The organism is Nocardia sp. NPDC051030 (genome assembly GCF_040683015.1).
GTDB lineage: Bacteria > Actinomycetota > Actinomycetes > Mycobacteriales > Mycobacteriaceae > Nocardia.
On record NZ_JBFBCD010000005.1, the window covers coordinates 398,166 to 415,255 of the forward strand.

Here is a 17,090-nt window from a genome sequence, read left to right on the forward strand (position 1 = left end):
CGCATCCCTGGCTGGCCGGATTCAGGGGCAGCGTGTCCGCTTCGCGCGGCGGAGGAGGCGTGGCGTGTTCGCTGACAGTGAAGCTGTGCGCTGGGCGGAAGGGGTTGCTCTCAACCATTGTTGAGGTCTTACTGTCGGTGGCATGGGGTTCGATGGACCCCGACCGTGAGGAGTGCGGAATGAGTATGGAATCCGTGGCGTGGAATCAGCTGTATCGGCAGATGAACGCGCCCACCGAGCAGCGACCGTTGCGACTGGCCACGGCGCGGCGGATTCTGGCGTTCGCGCACGCCCACCATCGGCGGCTGATCGCGTTCCTGGTGTTCAGTATTGTGTCGGCGCTGCTGGCGGTGGCCACGCCGGTGCTCGCGGGGCGGGTCGTGGATGCCATCGTGAGCCACGGCACCACCCGGACCGTGATCGTGCTGGCCGCGATCATCGCACTGGTGGCGGCGCTGGACGCGGGGCTCGGCATCATCATTCGCTGGCTTTCCGCGCGGATCGGCGAGGGGCTGATCTTCGATCTGCGGACCGCGGTATTCGATCACGTGCAGAAGATGCCGATCGCGTTCTTCACCCGTACCCGCACCGGGGCACTGGTCAGCCGCCTCAATAATGACGTGATCGGGGCGCAGCGGGCCTTCAGCTCGACGCTGTCCGGTGTGGTCACCAATGTGGTGACGCTGGTGCTCACCCTCGCCGTCATGCTGCAACTCTCGTGGCAGATCACCCTGCTGGCGCTGGTGCTGCTGCCCGTATTCGTGCTGCCCGCCCGGCGCATGGGTGAGCGGCTGGCCGGGATTCAGCGCGAGGCCGCCGGACTCAATGCCTCCATGAGCACCCAGATGACCGAACGGTTCTCCGCACCCGGCGCGACACTGGTGAAACTGTTCGGGCGGCCGCAGCAGGAATCCTCGGAATTCGCGGTGCGGGCCAGGCGGGTGCGCGATATCGGCGTGCGCACCGCCATGCTGCAAACCGTCTTCGTCACCGCACTCACCCTGGTCTCGGCCCTGGCACTGGCGCTCGTGTACGGGCTGGGCGGGTACCTCGCGCTGAAGGGGCAGCTGGAACCCGGTGCGGTGGTTTCGCTTTCGCTGCTGCTGACCCGGCTGTACTCGCCCCTCACCGCCTTGGCCAGTGCCCGGGTGGACATTATGTCGGCGCTGGTCAGCTTCGAGCGGGTCTTCGAGGTGCTGGATCTGAAGCCGCTCATCGAGGACGCGCCCGATGCCAAGTCGGTGCCGGACGGGCCGATCGCGGTGGAATTGGATGCGGTCAGCTTCGGCTACCCGTCTGCCGACAAGGTGTCCCTCGCCTCCCTCGAGGATGTGGCGACCCTGGACACTCGCGGCGGTGAGGAAGTGCTGCACCAAGTTTCGCTGCGCGCCGAACCTGGGCAGATGGTGGCGCTGGTCGGCTCCTCCGGGGCCGGGAAATCCACCATCGCCCAACTGGTTTCGCGGCTCTACGACGTGGATTCCGGGTCGGTGCGACTCGGCGGCACGGATGTGCGCGAGCTGACCTCGCGGTCGATCCAGGCCACCGTCGGCCTGGTCACCCAGGACGGGCACCTGTTCCACGACACCATTCGCGCCAACCTGCTGCTGGCCCGCCCCGAAGCCACCGAGGCGGAACTCTGGGATGCCTTGGAGCGCGCCAGATTGCGCGACCTGCTGACCTCCCTGCCCGATGGCCTGGACACCGTGGTCGGCGAACGCGGCTACCGCCTCTCCGGCGGTGAACGCCAGCGCCTCACCATTGCCCGCCTGCTCCTCAAGCAACCGCAGGTGGTGATCCTGGACGAGGCCACCGCCTCCCTGGACTCGACCTCCGAGGCCGCGGTGCAGGAAGCCCTCGCCGAGGCCTTGGACGGCCGCACCGCACTGGTCATCGCGCACCGCCTGTCCACCATCCGCAATGCCGACCAGATCCTCGTCCTGGAGCACGGCCGAATCGTGGAGCGCGGCACCCACACCCAACTCCTGGCCGCCGGAGGCCGCTACACCGAGCTCTACCGAACCCAATTCGCCGACGCCAGCGAGCCCGCCGCGGCCTGAATCTCCGGCAGTACGCCTCCGCCCCCGGCAACACACCGGGGGCGGAGCTGCCTCGCGTCCAACCCGCCTCGCCCCGAGGTTCCATCAAGATCAGGGAGCACTGGTGGCGGAAATCGGGTCGAAATCCCGCCATGAGAGCTCCCTCGCCGGATTTATTGCCGGACCGGCAAGAGAACTAGGGCCTGCGCGGAGCTCGGGATAGCTTCGAAGGCATGGGCGCACACACGGACGAGCACTCGCAGGGACACGACAAGGCACATGCGCATGGGCACGGCCATGGGCCCTCGCACGGCCATTCGCATACGCATGACGGGATCGACTGGTCGACGCAGATCGCGAACTTGCAGCGGAACGATGCGGTCGCGGCGGCGGCGCATGCGGAGACCGCCGGAAAGTTGATCGGGCTACTCGCGGAGGGTGGGGAGCCGCCGACCGTGCTGGATATCGGGTCGGGGACGGGCGGGCAGAGTGCGGCGTTCGCGCGGGAGCTGGCCGGGCGCGGGGGCGGGCGGCTGGTGCTCGTGGACGCGGTGCCGGAATTGCTGGAGATCGCGCGGGAGACCGCGGTCGCGGCGCTCGGGGGCGATGCCCGGGTGAAGGTGGAGACCATTCAGGCCGATGCCGCCGCCGATGAGCTGAACGATATTGCGCCGCAGGCGGATCTGGTGTGGGCCGCGCGCATGGTGCATCACCTGCCCGATCAGCAGGCCGGGACCGATCGGCTGGCTCGGCTGGTGCGCGACGGCGGGTGGCTGGCACTGTCCGAGGGTGGCGTCCCCACCCAATGCCTGCCCTGGGATGTCGGCGTCGGCGAACCCGGCCTGCAGGATCGGCTGCTGACCATCTGGCAAATCGAATTCGCCCGAATGCGTGAGGACATCCCCGGCGCGGTCCGCATGCCCTACGGCTGGACCACCGCGCTCACCAAGGCCGGGCTCGGCGCGGTCTCCTCGTTCACCGTCTTCACCGATCACCCCGCCCCGGCCGCACCGGAAATCCAGGCGCACGTGGCCTCCTGGCTCGACACCATGCGCACCCGAACCGACAATGGCCTCACCGATTCCGACCGCGCGGCCATCGAAGCACTTCTCGCCCCGGACGCCCCCATGTATATCGGCCTCCGCGATGATGTCTTCATTCTCAGCGCATCCACCATTCACCTGGGCCGCCGCTGACCACACTGGATATTCGCGCCGCCGTGACTCGGCGACAACCGTGCTGTGACCGTTCCGTTAGACTCGGGCGGTCCGAAATCCCCTGCTGTACGGCATAATTCGATTTCCCATGGCATAACTCATTGTCGTTTCAGATGCCGGGGGAGGAGTTTCGGTGACCCGTACCAAAGAGCAGCGGCAGACATCCGCGGTTCGTATCGACCCTACCGAGCGCATGTTCGGTGCACGGCGATATCAGCACGTCGAGGAGACGCCGCTGGAGTTACGGGTGCCCAGCGGATCCAAACGCACCGATGAACAGTGGACGGTGCCGAGAAATATTGTCGCCGAATGTATTTCGGGTCGACTCGTCATCGATTTCACGCAGGCGCATTGTTCGCGGCGGGAAATCGATGTGCGGGTGGACGCGGGGTCGGGAACGATCGTTTTGATCGTGCCGCGCGGGTGGCGGGTGGACCTCGAGGGCGTCGGCTGCGGTGACGGCGCCATTGCGAATCGCGTGAAACTACCGCGCTTTCCGGGCGCACCGCTGATCCGCGTCGAAGGACAGGTGGACTCGGGGGTGCTCAAGGCGCGGTACGCCTACCGGAACCCGATCAGCCGATTCCTGCGTTCCCGCTCGCACTGAGGCCACGCGGGGCGCGAGCCTGATTCCCGACATTTCGGCAGACCATGCGGTATGACGGAGGGGTGGCGCGCTGGCTATTGCACGTCGACCTCGACCAATTCCAGGCCGCGGTCGAATTCCGGCGGCATCCGGAGCTGCGCGGACAACCGGTCATCGTGGGCGGCAATGGGGATCCCGGGGAACCACGGAAAGCGGTGTCCTGCGCGTCCTATCCGGCGCGAGCCCACGGCGTGCGGGCCGGAATGCCCTTGCGCACGGCCCAGCGAATCTGCCCGGACGGGGTGTTCCTGGCCCAGGATCTCGCCACCTACGCGGAGGCGTCGGAAGAGATCATGGCGCTGCTGCGGACCTTCCCCGGGCGCGTGGAGGTGCTCGGATTCGACGAGGCATTCCTGGCCGTCGATACCGATGATCCCGAACAACTGGCCCGCGAGATCCGCGGCGCCATCGAGGAATTGGGTCTGACCTGCGCGGTCGGCATCGGAGACAATAAGACTCGCGCCAAACTGGCCACCGGATTCGCCAAGGCGGTCGGGAAATCCGATACCGCCGAACCCCGGGAACGCGAGGGCGGCACCGGCATCTTCCGGCTCACGGCGGACAACTGGACCGAACTCATGGCGCACCGCCCGACCACCGCACTGTGGGGGATCGGCACTCGCATCGCGAAACGCATGAGCGGACTCGGCATCGAGACGGTCGCCGATCTCGCCGCCGCCGATCGACAGGTCCTGGCCGCCGAATTCGGGCCCAATACCGGGCCGTACCTGTGGGTCCTCGGGCACGGGGCGGGCGATACCGATATCGCCGAACCACGAGAACCGGTGGGGCACTCGCGTTCCGAGACGTTCCCGCATGACCTCACCGAGCGCGAGGAGATCGACGCGGCCGTCACCCGCCTGGCCACCCTGGTCGCGGAGGAGACGATCGCGGCCGGGCGCGGGATCGGGCGCGTCAGCGTCACCCTGCGCACCAGCACCTTCTTCACCCGCAGCAAACAGCGGAAACTGCCGCACGCCAGCACCGATGTGGACGAGATCGTGCAGACCGCACTGGAGGTGCTGCACGGCTTCGAACTCGATCGACCGGTCCGGCTTCTGGGCGTCCGCGTCGAATTTGTCATGCTGTGATCAGGCACCCGACGGAAGGCACACCACCCGATGAGCAGCTACGAGAACATCCTCTTCGAGCACGACGGCCCGATCGCCCGCATCACCCTCAACCGGCCCACCGCCGCCAATGGCATCGACCAGGCGCTCGCCGACGAACTCGCGCGCGCCGCCGCGTACTGCTCCGACGATCCGGCCATCAAGGTGGTCGTGCTGACCGGCGCGGGACGCTTCTTCTCCGCGGGCGGCGATGTGCGGGCCATGTCCGAGAGCGGTGACACCGGCGTCTTCATCGACAAGCTGGCCGACACCCTGCATCATGCGGTGTCGTCGTTCGCGCGGATGGACGCGCTGCTCATTGTCGGCGTGAACGGGACGGCGGCGGGCGCGGGCTTCAGCCTCGCGGTGGCCGGTGACCTGGTGGTGGCGTCCGAATCCGCCGCGTTCACCATGGCGTACACCAAGGTCGGACTGAGCCCCGACGGCGGCGCGTCCTACTACCTGCCGCGCCTGATCGGCCTGCGCCGCACCCAGGAGCTCATGCTCACCAACCGCACGCTGTCCGCCGACGAGGCCCTGGACTGGGGTCTGCTGCACCGGGTGGTGCCCGCCGGGGAACTCACCGAGACGGTGGAGGCCCTGGCTCAGGAATTCGCGGCCGGGCCCAAGCAGTCCAATGCGAATGTGAAGAAGCTGCTGCTGGTTTCGTCGCAGCACACCCTCGAGGAGCAGTTGGGCACCGAGGCCGCGTTCATCACCCGCGCCGCCGAATCGGCCGACGGGGCCGAGGGCATTGCCGCGTTCGTCGGCAAGCGCGCACCCAAATTCGCGTGAGCGAGAGCGGCTTTCGGGCCGCTCCCACTCGTTGATACCGGTCAGTTCTTCAGAAATTCGAGGATGTCGGCGTTCACCTGCGCCGCATGACTGATGTAGAGGCCGTGCCCGGCATTCGGGTATTCCTTGAATTCCGCGTGCGGCACCAGCTTCACCACCTGGCGGCTGGAAACGTCGATCGGGATCGACTGGTCCGGGGTGCCGTGCAGCAGCAGTACCGGCAGAGTGAGCGCCGCGACGTCCGCGCGGTGGTCGGTGGTGAACAGTTCGCGCTGCAAGACGCGGGTGGCGTACGGGGACGCCGACATGCAGCGCATCATCTCCGTCTCCATCAGCACCTGCGAGACTTCGACACCCAGGTGGGTGGCGAAGTAGCCCTGGAGCCGGTCATAGAACCACTTCGGCCGATCCGCGCACAGTTGAGCGTGCGAGGCCTCCATCGCCTCGATCGGCACGCCGACCGGGTTGTCCTCGGTGCGGCACATGAACGGAATCGCGGGGGCCAGCAAGGCGATTCGCGAGACCCGCTCGCTGCCGTGCCGACTCAGGTAGCGGACCACCTCGCCGCCGCCCGCGGAATGCGCGACCATGACAAAGTCACGTAGGTCCAGGTGCTCGATCAGGGCGGCGATATCGTCGGCGCGGGTGTCGATGTCATAGCCGGTGGACGGGCGGTCCGAACGGCCGTGCGCCCGGCGGTCCAGCATGACGCAGCGGTAGCCCCGCTCCAGGAAGAACGGCACCTGGTACTCCCACATATCGGCGTTCAGCGACCAGCCCGCGATGAACACCAGCGGCGTGCCGGTGCCGTAATCCTCATAGGCCAGGCGGGTGCCGTCGGTGGTTTCGAAGTACGACATTTCTACTGCGCTCCTTGGGTTTTCGCTTGCTCTGCGGTGCTGAGATCAACGATCGCAGGGCATGCGAGGCAAAGCGATTACGCGCGAGGTAATGCCATCGATTCATTCGGGAACACCGCCCTGACCAGCATTGGAGTCTTATGCTCGAAACCATGGAGTTTCAGGCGCTGGTGGCACACGAAACGGACAGTGGGATCGCGCTCATTCGCGAGGTGGTCGGCGATGACTTCCTCATGCCGGGCGAGGTGACGATCAAGGTGCACTTCACGAGCGCCAACTACAAGGACGGGCTCGCGATCACCCCCGGAGGCGGCGTGGTCCGCAATTACCCGCTCATCCCCGGCATCGATCTGACCGGTGAGGTCTTCACCTCCACCGATCCCGAATTCGCGCCCGGCGACCTGGTCGTCGCGCACGGCTATGACATCGGCGTGGCCCACCACGGCGGCTTCGCCGAATACGCCCGCGTCCCGGCGGAGTGGGTCGTGAAGCTCGAAGGCCTCACCCCGCGCGAGGCCGCCACCCTCGGCACCGCCGGATTCACCGCGGCCATGAGCGTGCAGGCCCTGCTGGACCACGGCCTCACCCCGTCCGCCGGTCCGGTGCTGGTGACGGGCGCGACCGGCGGCGTCGGCACGGTGGCCGTGGATATCCTCGGCGGCCTCGGCTTCGAGGTCATCGCCTCCACCGGCAAGATCGGAGCCACCGAACTTCTCACCACCCTCGGCGCGAACTCGGTGATCGGCCGCCTCCCCGCCGAAGGCGAAAAACTCCGCCCCCTCGGCAAGGCCCAATGGGCCGCCGCCGTCGACAGCGTGGGTGGCCAATCCTTGGCTCACATCCTCAGCACCGTCAAATACGGTGGCGCGGTGGCGGTCAGCGGCCTCACCGGCGGCACCGACCTCCCCACCACGGTCATGCCCTTCATCCTGCGCGGCGTCTCCCTGCTGGGCATCGACTCCGCGCACATGCCCATCGCGGCCCGCCGCGAACTCTGGGCCCGCCTCGCGAAAGACCTGAAGCCCCAGCATCTTTCCCTGCTGGAGAACTACGCCCCCATCACCGAGGCCGAATCCGTCCTCCACTCCGTTCTAGACGGAACCCATTCCGGCCGAACGGTTCTCGGTGTAGCCGGGGAGTTCTAGTACGCGATCACCGCACGCACGAGGTTGTGGTCAGACACGTGGCCTAGATTACGAGATCCGCACGGACCGTGTGGATCTCGTTTCATGTGAAACATCGCAGTCCGCTCATGTCGGCTCGGCATTACTCGTAGTGGAAGCGGCACGCGATAATCTTCGCGGTGTCTTCCTCGATGACATAGACGAGGCGATGTTCGGTGGTTATGCGGCGCGACCAGAAGCCCTGGAGATCCGCTCGAAGTGGTTCGGGCTTGCCGATTCCCTCGTAGCCGTTTCGGGTGATGTCTTCAATGAGCCTATTGAGTCGCCGTAGTGTTGCTCGATCGTTCATCTGCCACCACAAATAATCGGCCCAGGCCTTAGGAGTGAAGAGGATCTTCATTCAGCCCCCCTCGCCGTCAGGCTCCAGAAGTTCCCGCGACTCGACCTCACCACGCCGCAGTTGCGCGATCGACTCCTCCAGATGGCGCGCATTGGCAGAGGTGCCGAGCAGATACGCGGTCTCTTTCAACGACTCGTACTCCCGAAGGGAGATCACCACAGCCGGCTCGTGTCCCGTGCGCGTGATCACGACTTCCTCGAGGTCGTCGGTCACCATGTCGAGCGCGCGGGCTAGGTTGCTGCGGAATTCGCTGACTGACATAGGACGCATGGCCATCTCCCTCGCGCGGTCGGCTGACATCCCTCCAGCGTACGTGATCACGTACGTAGCCACTCAGGTCTTCGAAACGGCAGCAGCCGCGCATGTGTGAAACATGCGCGGCTGCTGCCTGATCAGTCCCTTACGCGGAGGCGGTGAGGGCCGGGGCGTTGTAGGCCGGTTCGGCGACCGGCTCGATGGCGTAGGCCAGGATCTCGGCCACGTCGGCGACGGGGCGGACATCCAGGGCTGCCAGGACCTCGGCCGGGACCTCGTCGAGGTCCGGTTCGTTGCGGGCCGGGATGAAGACCGTCTTCAGTCCGGCGCGCTGAGCGGCCAGGAGCTTTTGCTTCACGCCGCCGATCGGTAGGACTCGACCGTTGAGGGTGACCTCACCGGTCATGCCGACATCTGCGCGGACTTGGCGGCCTAGGGCGAGGGAGACCAGGGCGGTGACCATCGTGACGCCTGCCGAGGGACCGTCCTTGGGGACCGCGCCCGCGGGGAAGTGGATGTGGATATTGCGGTCCAGGACCTTCGGCTCGATGCCGATTTCCTCCAGGTGGGAGCGGACGTAGGTCAGGGCGATCTGCGCGGACTCCTTCATGACGTCGCCCAGTTGACCGGTGAGGGTCAGGGAGCGGTCGCCCTCGGCGGCATTGGCCTCGATGTAGAGGACGTCGCCGCCCGCCCCGGTCACGGCGAGACCGGTGGCCACACCGGGAACCGCGGTGCGCTCCACCCCATCCGGGGTGAATCGCGGACGGCCCAGGAACTCCTTCAGATCGCCGAGGCCGATGACCAGCTGGTCGGAGGCCGTCGGCTCGTAGCCGAGACCCTTGTCGTAGCCGAGGCTTTCGACATTCTCGGGCACGAATTCGCCGGAGCTGACAATGCTTTCGGCCTCATCCAGGACGGCCGTCTCCGACAGCTTGGTCGCCGCCTTGCGCAGCGCCTTCGCGATCAGGCGTTCCATCTGCCGCACTCCGGCTTCCCGGGTGTAGTTGGCGGCGACCTCGCGCAGGGCCTCGTCCGTGATGTGAACCTCGCTGGCGGTCAGGGCATTGCGCTCCAACTGCCGCGGGATCAGGAAGTCACGGGCGATGGCGACCTTGTCGTCCTCGGTGTAGCCGTCGACGCTGATGATCTCCATGCGGTCCAGCAGCGGGCCGGGGATGGTGTCCATGACATTCGCGGTGGCGATGAACAGCACGTCGGACAGGTCGAGGTCCAGGTCCAGGTAGTGATCGCGGAAGGTGTGGTTCTGCGCGGGATCCAGGACCTCGAGCAGGGCCGCGGCCGGATCGCCACGGAAATCGGAACCGACCTTGTCGATCTCATCCAGCAGGACAACGGGATTCATCGAACCCGCCTCCTTCATGGCGCGGACGATACGACCCGGCAGCGCGCCGACGTAGGTCCGCCGGTGGCCACGGATCTCGGCCTCATCGCGCACGCCACCCAGGGCGACGCGAACGAACTTGCGGCCCAAGGCACGTGCGACCGACTCACCCAGCGAGGTCTTACCCACACCGGGCGGGCCGACCAGCACCAGCACCGCACCGGAACCACGACCGCCCACGACCTCCAGGCCGCGTGCGGCGCGCCGGGCGCGCACCGCGAGGTACTCGACCATGCGGTCCTTGACCTCGTCCAGGCCGTGGTGATCGGCGTCCAGCACCGCGCGGGCAGCCGAAACATCGGTGCTGTCCTCGGTTTTCACGCTGAACGGCAGTTCCAGCACGGTATCCAGCCAGGTGCGGATCCAGCCCGTCTCCGGGCTCTGGTCGCTGGAACGCTCCAGGCGATCGACCTCGCGCAGCGCGGCCTCACGGATATTGTCCGGCAGGTCCGCGTTCTCCACGCGGGTGCGGTAGTCGTCCGCGCCGTCCGGCTCGCCCTCGCCCAGCTCCTTGCGAATGGCATTGAGCTGCTGGCGGAGCAGGAATTCGCGCTGGCTCTTCTCGACGCCCTCGCGCACTTCCTCGCTGATCTTCTCGCTGACCTCGGTCTCGGCGATGTGCTGCTTGGTCCAGTCGATCAACTTGGTCAGACGGGTTGCGGTATCGAGGGTTTCGATCAGCTCCCGCTTCTGGTCGTGGCTCAGGTAGGGAGCCCAACCGGCGGCATCGGCGATCGCCGAGGGATCATTCAGCTGATTCACGGCGTCGATGACCTGCCACGCCTCACGACGCTGCAGGACGGCGACGACCAGCTTCTTGTATTCGGCGGCAAGCTCTTTGGTGCGGCCGTCGGCGGGCTGCGTCTCGACCGGCTCGGCCTCGACCCACAGCGCGGCACCCGGACCGGTCACGCCGTGCCCGATCTTGGCGCGCCGCTCGCCTTTCAAGACCGCGGCGGGAGCGCCACCGCGCATGCGGCCGACCTGCTCGATGGTGGCGACCACGCCGTAGGTGGCGTAGCCCTCGTCCAGTCGGGGCGCGACCAGCACCTGGTCGACCTTGCCGGCCCGCGCGGCGTCAATAGCGGCCTGCGAGGACTCGTCCAACTCGATCGGCACGACCATGCCGGGCAGCACGATCGGATCAGTCAGGAACAAGACCGGCAGGTTCTGAGGTGTAGTCACGTCTTCGACCTCTTCCAGATTGAGCGTCCTGTGCTCAACTGAGGTTGAGCGATACCCAGTCAACCTCGACCCCCTCACGAATGTTCCGATCACCCGTTCGCCCCCAGCGAACGGCCGGATGTCGCCCGTCGGAATATAGTTTCCATGGACATAGTTTCCATGTAATGTAAGAACAGGACGCACCACCTTCACCACCTGGAGCACCGCCATGACAACCGCACCCACACTCACCGGTCAGGACATCGCCGAGGCCGAAGGGGCGGTCACCGCCCTGCTCGAGGCGACACTCGTCGCGACCGGCTTCACCACCACCACCAATGAATACGCAGTACTCCGCGTGCTCGCCGTGCGCGGACCGTTCCCGGTAGCCGCCGAACTCCACGCCTACCTGGCCGGACAGCGCCAACTCGGAATCGACGCCGCGGGCGCAGCCGAGCTGCTCACCGGAATGGAGAACAAGGGCTTCCTCACCGGAAGTGCGCTCGATCAACCGGATCCCGTCGAACTGGCACCCGAGGGTCGCGCCGAACTCGGCCGCCTGATGCAGACCGTCGCGCCGATCACCCGGCCGATCTTCGGCGGATCGAACCCGGAAGACCTCGCCACCGCCCACCGGGTGCTGGCCTCGGTCATCGAACGGGCCGGCAAGCTCCGCAACGGGCAGCCCTTGTGAAAAGACGCTAGTCGCAGGACTGTTCGCCACCACCGGGCGAAGGAGTCGGATCCGGCCTGAGAAATCAGGCCGGATCCGACAGTGCCGCAATGCGAGTGCGATGGCGCTCCTGTAATTCCCGGCTGCGATCCAGGAAGTCGATGATCGTATGCAGTTCGGCCGCCGTGTATTTCGCGACGGCCGCAGCACCCTCCACGGCGATCGGGCCGTAGATTCCCCATGCCTTGGTCGCGGCTTCCGAGGTCATCCGGACCACTACCTTGCGGCGGTCGCCGGGTTCGGGGTGGCGGCTGACGTAGCCGAGTTTGACCAGGCGATCCAGCATCGTGGTCACGCTGCCGCTGGTGAGGTTCAGACCCGCGGCGAGCGCACCCGGGGTCGACTCCCCGGCTTGCAGGATCTCCAGGCACCGAAGGTCCGTGCGATTCACTCCGAGGTACGCCGCGGCCGCGGTATCGACATCGTCGACGGCCGACTGTAGCGCTTGCGCGGACCGTCCTACCTGCTCATGCAGGGTTTCCACATTTTCTCTTGACATTCAAACCTCTTGATCGTCAAACTAATGATGTCTTGATTACCAAGATACATCACAGTCAAGAGAGCGCCCTGGAGGCACATCATGAAGAAGGCCCTGATCATCGGCGGCGGCATCGCCGGACCCGTCACGGCCATGGCCTTGCAGCGGGCCGGGCTCGAGCCGATCGTCTGCGAGGCGTATCAGGATGCCGCGGCCGAACAGCTCGGGGCGTATCTGACCGTCGCCGTGAACGGGCTGTCCGCGCTGTCGCTCATCGACGCGCACGAGATCGTCAAGCAGACCGGGCACCCGACCGGGACGCTCTCCTTCTCCACCAGCGCCGGCAAGCACATTGCCGATATGCCCATCGGCGGCACACTGCCCGACGGCACCATCACTCACAGCGTCAAGCGCCGCGACCTCTACCGGGCGCTCAATGCCGAAGCGGTCCGCCGCGGCGTGCGCTACGAGTACGGCAAGCGGCTCGTCGACGCGCAGTCGCTGCCCACCGGCGGCGTCCGCGCCACCTTCGCCGACGGCAGCCGGATCGACACCGACCTGCTCATCGGGGCCGACGGAATCCGTTCCCGCACTCGGGAAATCATCGACCCGACCGCACCCGCCGCGCACTACCTCGGCATCTACGGGCTCGGCGGCTTCGTCACCGACCACCGGATGCGCGAGGAACTGGGACTGCGGCCCGGCATCTACAACATGATCTTCGGCAAGAAGGCCTTCTTCGGATACCTGGTCGCACCCGACGGCGAAATCTGGTGGTTCGCGAATATGCCCGGCGCACAGGAACTCTCGACTGACGAGATGGCCGCGACCAGCCCGGCCCAGTGGCGCGAGCGGCTGGTGGCGATGCTCTCCGTCGATCGCACGCCCGCCGCGCGTATTGTCGCCGCCACCCCCGACGAGACCTTCGTGCCCGGATTCAATCAGTACGACATGCCGTCGGTGGCCAAGTGGCACAACGACTCCATGGTCATCGTCGGCGATGCCGCGCATGCCGTCGCCTCCTCGTCGGGTCAGGGCGTGTCCATGGCCGTCGAGGACGCGGTGACCCTGGCCATCTCCCTGCGCGATATCCCGGACACCGCCGCGGCCCTCGCCGCCTTCGAACACGAGCGCCTCGAGCGGGTCGAGCGGGTGGTCGAGCACGGCGCGGAGACCAGCGGCGACAAGGCGCAGAACGGTCTCATGCGCTGGCTCACCCGGATGCTCACCCCGTACTTCCTGAAGAAGGCCGCCAAGTCCGGCATCGAGCCGCTGAGCTGGATGTTCGACCACCGCATCGAATGGAACGATGTGACCGGCGTTACAGTGATGAGGGGAAACGCGGAGGAAAGCGATTGAGCAGTGCAGCGCATGGCAACCCCTGGGTCGCCGTACGACCCGATGACGACGTGGCACAGCTGGCACGACGGGTCTCCTCCGCGCACCGCACCTTCCTCGAGGGGGCCGAGCGACTACCCACGGTCCGGCCCGGCGGCGATTCGATTCGATCGGTGGTGCTGGATTCCTGGCGGCGCAGTCGCAGTAGCGGAGTGGATCCGGATGGGTTCGGGGATGCGGTGGATCTGGATGGGCTGGAGCTGCATCGGTATCGGGCCGCGCATCCCATTGCGCTGATACGGCCGGTGGTGCGCAAGCTGCTGGTGGAGGATGCGGCGGAGGCGGGATTGCTCGTTGCGATCAGTGATGCGCGGGGGCGATTGCTGTGGGTGGAAGGCGATTCGAAGGTCAAGGATCGGGCGCTGGCGATGAACTTCGTCGAGGGGGCCGATTGGAGTGAGGATCGGGTCGGGACCAATGCGCCGGGAACCGCGCTGGCGCTGGATCATCATGTGCAGATCTTCGGGGCCGAGCATTTCAGCCGGGCCGTGCACGAGTGGAGTTGTTCGGCCGCGCCGGTGCACGATCCGATCAGCGGGCAGATCATCGGGGCGATCGATATCACCGGCGGGCCGAGAATGGCCGCACCCGAGGCGCTTTCGCTGATCCGGGCGACGGTGGCGGCGGCGGAATCCGAACTGCGCCTGCACCTGCTGGACTCACCCAGACCGCCGAGCGACAGCGCCGCACGGCTACAGGTGCTCGGCGCGAACCGGCCGACCCTGACCCGTGAGGGCGAACGAATTCGCCTGTCCCAGCGGCATGCCGAGATCCTCTTGCTGCTGGCCGATCATCCGGAGGGGCTGAGTTCCGATCATCTCGCCATGCTGCTCGACGAATCCGAGCTGGATCCGGTGACGGTGCGCGCCGAGATGTCCCGGATCCGGAAGCTGTTGGGCCCCACCAGTCTCGGCTCCCGGCCCTATCGGCTGCTCATGGACCTCGAAACCGATGTCGGGGAGGTGCGGCGGGCGCTCGCGCGTGGGGATGCGGCGGCGGCATTGCGCGCCTATCCCGGTGCGGCGCTGCCGCGTTCGCTGGCTCCCGGCATCGAGGAGATCCGTGCCGAATTGCGCGGACGCTTGCGCGCGGCCCTGCTGACGACGGGGGATTGGCGATTGTTCTCGCGCTGGACCAGTTCCGTCGAGGGACGCGACGACATTGCGGCGTGGACGGCGTATCTCGCTTCGCTGGATCGGCATTCGTCGATGTACGCACAGGTCAAGTCTCAATTGCTCTTGCTCGACCGAAAATTGGGCATCTGACCAGTTTTTTGCAACCGTCATGCAACACTCACGCTTCTAGTGTTCCGGATCACACCTGACGCACCCGACCCGCGTCAGCCGACGAGGAGCCTGCGATGACCGTCTACGCCCGTCCCGGATCACCCGATGCCGCCATGTCCTTCCAGTCCCGCTACGACAATTGGATCGGCGGCGAATGGGTCGCGCCCGTCAAGGGTCAGTACTTCGAAAACCCCACTCCCGTAACAGGTCAGAACTTCTGCGAGGTCGCCCGCGGCACCGCCGAGGACATCGAACTCGCCCTCGATGCCGCGCACGCCGCCGCACCCGCATGGGGCAAGACCTCGGTCACCGAGCGCGCCATCATCCTGAACAAGATCGCGGACCGGATGGAGGCCAACCTCGAGGCCATCGCCCTCGCCGAATCCTGGGACAATGGCAAGCCGATCCGGGAAACCCTGAATGCCGATATTCCCTTGGCAATCGACCACTTCCGGTACTTCGCGGGCGCGATCCGCGCACAGGAGGGCTCGCTCTCGGAGATCAACTCCGATACCGTGGCCTACCACTTCCACGAGCCGCTCGGCGTTGTCGGACAGATCATTCCGTGGAACTTCCCCATCCTGATGGCGACCTGGAAGCTGGCCCCGGCGCTGGCCGCCGGTAATGCGGTGGTGCTCAAGCCCGCCGAGCAGACCCCGGCCTCGATCCTGTTCCTGATCGGCCTGATCGGTGATCTGCTGCCCGCCGGTGTGGTCAATATCGTCAATGGCTTCGGCGTCGAGGCCGGTAAGCCGCTGGCGTCGAGCCCGCGCATCAAGAAGATTGCCTTCACCGGCGAGACCACCACCGGCCGCCTGATCATGCAGTACGCCTCGCAGAATCTGATCCCGGTCACCCTCGAACTCGGCGGCAAGAGCCCGAACATCTTCTTCTCGGATGTGCTGTCCGCCAATGACGATTACCAGGACAAGGCACTGGAGGGCTTCACCATGTTCGCGCTCAATCAGGGCGAGGTCTGCACCTGCCCGTCGCGCGCGCTCATCCAGGCCGACATCTACGACGAGTTCCTCGCTGCCGCCGTCGTGCGCACCAAGGCTGTGCGGCAAGGGGATCCGCTCGACACCGAGACTATGATCGGCGCGCAGGCCAGCAATGACCAGCTCGAGAAGATCCTGTCCTACATCGAGATCGGCAAGGGTGAGGGCGCGACCCTGCTTACCGGCGGCGAGCGCGCCGAACTCGGCGGCGACCTGTCCGGCGGCTACTACGTGCAGCCCACCGTGTTCGCCGGGAACAATGCCATGCGCATCTTCCAGGAGGAGATCTTCGGGCCCGTGGTCTCGGTGACCTCGTTCACCGATTACGCGAACGCCATCGAGATCGCCAATGACACGCTGTACGGGCTCGGCGCGGGCGTGTGGTCGCGCGACGGCGCGACCGCCTACCGGGCGGGCCGCGATATCCAGGCCGGGCGGGTGTGGACCAACACCTACCACCAGTACCCGGCGCATGCGGCGTTCGGCGGCTACAAGCAGTCCGGCATCGGCCGGGAAAACCATCACATGATGCTGAACCACTATCAGCAGACCAAGAACCTGCTGGTCGGTTACGCCGAGAAGGCGCAAGGCTTCTTCTGATGAACACGGTCCCGCCACGGGTCCGCGCCACCATGGAGGCGATGGAACTGCTCCGCCGCCTCCGCGCGCAGCACGGGCCGCTCATGCTGCATCAGTCCGGCGGGTGCTGCGACGGCTCGGCCCCGATGTGTTATCCCGCAGGCGATTTCATTATCGGCGATCGGGACGTGCTGCTCGGACTGCTCGACCTGCACCTCGAGGTCGACGAACCGAGCACGACACCCTCTGAGGCCGATGACGTTGTGCCGGTGTGGATCTCCGGTCCACAGTTCACCGCCTGGCAGCACACCCAGCTCATCCTCGACGTAGTACCCGGGCGCGGTTCCGGATTCAGTCTGGAGACGCCGGAGGGATTCCGATTCCTCAGCCGGGCAAAGGTATTCGACGAAGCCGAGCTCTCAGCGCTGGCCGGAGTGCCGACGGTCACGGGCGAAGGGTGGGAACAGGGGTTGCGCCCCGCGACTCCCACCGAGCCCCAAGTCGTCGCCGAGGCGGCGGACGCCTGCCCGGTTCCCGGCCGCGCGATCACCAAGAACCTCTGAACACAGTGTCGTGATTCATTGAGCAACGTGAAATCGGGGGT

The 17,090-nt window shown here is 66.4% G+C and carries 16 protein-coding genes; 11 read left to right on the forward strand and 5 right to left on the reverse strand.

Features of this window, described 5'->3' with window-relative positions:
* Window positions 1–179: 179 nt before the first annotated feature.
* The 5 genes from AB0N05_RS19465 to AB0N05_RS19485 all read left to right on the forward strand — a co-directional run bounded on the left by AB0N05_RS19465 (window position 180) and on the right by AB0N05_RS19485 (window position 5,806).
* Window positions 180–2,060: an ABC transporter ATP-binding protein gene (locus tag AB0N05_RS19465; protein ID WP_364695652.1), complete on the forward strand. Its 1,881-nt coding sequence runs from the start codon at window positions 180–182 to the stop codon at window positions 2,058–2,060.
* 212 nt (window positions 2,061–2,272) lie between these two features.
* Window positions 2,273–3,235: a class I SAM-dependent methyltransferase gene (locus AB0N05_RS19470; protein ID WP_364695655.1), complete on the forward strand. Its 963-nt coding sequence runs from the start codon at window positions 2,273–2,275 to the stop codon at window positions 3,233–3,235.
* Window positions 3,236–3,389: 154 nt separating this feature from the next.
* Complete coding sequence (locus tag AB0N05_RS19475) at window positions 3,390–3,863, forward strand: hypothetical protein (RefSeq protein ID WP_364695658.1); 474 nt, start codon at window positions 3,390–3,392, stop codon at window positions 3,861–3,863.
* A 62-nt stretch (window positions 3,864–3,925) separates the two neighbouring features.
* Window positions 3,926–4,993 carry a DNA polymerase IV gene (locus tag AB0N05_RS19480; protein WP_364696514.1) on the forward strand — a complete coding sequence of 356 codons (1,068 nt, stop codon included), beginning with the start codon at window positions 3,926–3,928 and terminating at the stop codon, window positions 4,991–4,993.
* Window positions 4,994–5,023: 30 nt separating this feature from the next.
* Entirely contained in the window at window positions 5,024–5,806 is a 783-nt protein-coding gene (locus AB0N05_RS19485; RefSeq protein WP_364695661.1) for an enoyl-CoA hydratase-related protein, read from the forward strand.
* Window positions 5,807–5,847: 41 nt separating this feature from the next.
* On the opposite strand, the gene AB0N05_RS19490 is transcribed toward AB0N05_RS19485, so the two are convergent.
* Window positions 5,848–6,666 (reverse strand): alpha/beta hydrolase, encoded by an 819-nt coding sequence (locus AB0N05_RS19490; RefSeq protein WP_364695663.1) that lies wholly within the window; start codon window positions 6,664–6,666, stop codon window positions 5,848–5,850.
* 152 nt (window positions 6,667–6,818) lie between these two features.
* Between AB0N05_RS19490 and AB0N05_RS19495 the strand changes: the two genes are divergently transcribed.
* Window positions 6,819–7,811, forward strand: coding sequence for an oxidoreductase (locus tag AB0N05_RS19495; RefSeq protein ID WP_364695666.1), 993 nt, complete (start codon window positions 6,819–6,821; stop codon window positions 7,809–7,811).
* Between the two features lie 121 nt (window positions 7,812–7,932).
* Here AB0N05_RS19495 and AB0N05_RS19500 read toward each other — a convergent pair whose 3' ends face one another.
* The 3 genes from AB0N05_RS19500 to lon all read right to left on the reverse strand — a co-directional run bounded on the left by AB0N05_RS19500 (window position 7,933) and on the right by lon (window position 11,035).
* Window positions 7,933–8,190, reverse strand: coding sequence for a Txe/YoeB family addiction module toxin (locus AB0N05_RS19500; protein ID WP_364695669.1), 258 nt, complete (start codon window positions 8,188–8,190; stop codon window positions 7,933–7,935).
* Window positions 8,191–8,460 carry a type II toxin-antitoxin system prevent-host-death family antitoxin gene (locus tag AB0N05_RS19505; protein ID WP_364696517.1) on the reverse strand — a complete coding sequence of 90 codons (270 nt, stop codon included), beginning with the start codon at window positions 8,458–8,460 and terminating at the stop codon, window positions 8,191–8,193.
* A gap of 130 nt (window positions 8,461–8,590) precedes the next feature.
* Window positions 8,591–11,035 (reverse strand): endopeptidase La, encoded by a 2,445-nt coding sequence (lon, locus tag AB0N05_RS19510; RefSeq protein ID WP_364695672.1) that lies wholly within the window; start codon window positions 11,033–11,035, stop codon window positions 8,591–8,593.
* Between the two features lie 208 nt (window positions 11,036–11,243).
* On the opposite strand from lon, the gene AB0N05_RS19515 reads away from it, so the two are divergent.
* Window positions 11,244–11,708 carry a hypothetical protein gene (locus AB0N05_RS19515; protein ID WP_364695675.1) on the forward strand — a complete coding sequence of 155 codons (465 nt, stop codon included), beginning with the start codon at window positions 11,244–11,246 and terminating at the stop codon, window positions 11,706–11,708.
* Window positions 11,709–11,772: 64 nt separating this feature from the next.
* Here AB0N05_RS19515 and AB0N05_RS19520 read toward each other — a convergent pair whose 3' ends face one another.
* Window positions 11,773–12,246, reverse strand: a complete 474-nt coding sequence (locus tag AB0N05_RS19520) for a MarR family transcriptional regulator (protein ID WP_364695678.1) — start codon at window positions 12,244–12,246, stop codon at window positions 11,773–11,775.
* A gap of 81 nt (window positions 12,247–12,327) precedes the next feature.
* On the opposite strand from AB0N05_RS19520, the gene AB0N05_RS19525 reads away from it, so the two are divergent.
* The 4 genes from AB0N05_RS19525 (at window position 12,328) to AB0N05_RS19540 (ending at window position 17,049) form a co-directional block, all read left to right on the forward strand.
* Window positions 12,328–13,584, forward strand: a complete 1,257-nt coding sequence (locus AB0N05_RS19525; protein WP_364695681.1) for an FAD-dependent monooxygenase — start codon at window positions 12,328–12,330, stop codon at window positions 13,582–13,584.
* Window positions 13,581–14,888, forward strand: coding sequence for a transcriptional regulator (locus AB0N05_RS19530; RefSeq protein ID WP_364695684.1), 1,308 nt, complete (start codon window positions 13,581–13,583; stop codon window positions 14,886–14,888). Before AB0N05_RS19525 ends, AB0N05_RS19530 begins: the two co-directional genes overlap by 4 nt.
* A 95-nt stretch (window positions 14,889–14,983) precedes the next feature.
* Complete coding sequence (gene adh, locus AB0N05_RS19535; protein WP_364695687.1) at window positions 14,984–16,507, forward strand: aldehyde dehydrogenase; 1,524 nt, start codon at window positions 14,984–14,986, stop codon at window positions 16,505–16,507.
* Complete coding sequence (locus AB0N05_RS19540) at window positions 16,507–17,049, forward strand: DUF779 domain-containing protein (RefSeq protein ID WP_364695690.1); 543 nt, start codon at window positions 16,507–16,509, stop codon at window positions 17,047–17,049. The genes adh and AB0N05_RS19540 overlap by 1 nt, the downstream gene beginning before the upstream one ends.
* Window positions 17,050–17,090 lie beyond the last annotated feature (41 nt).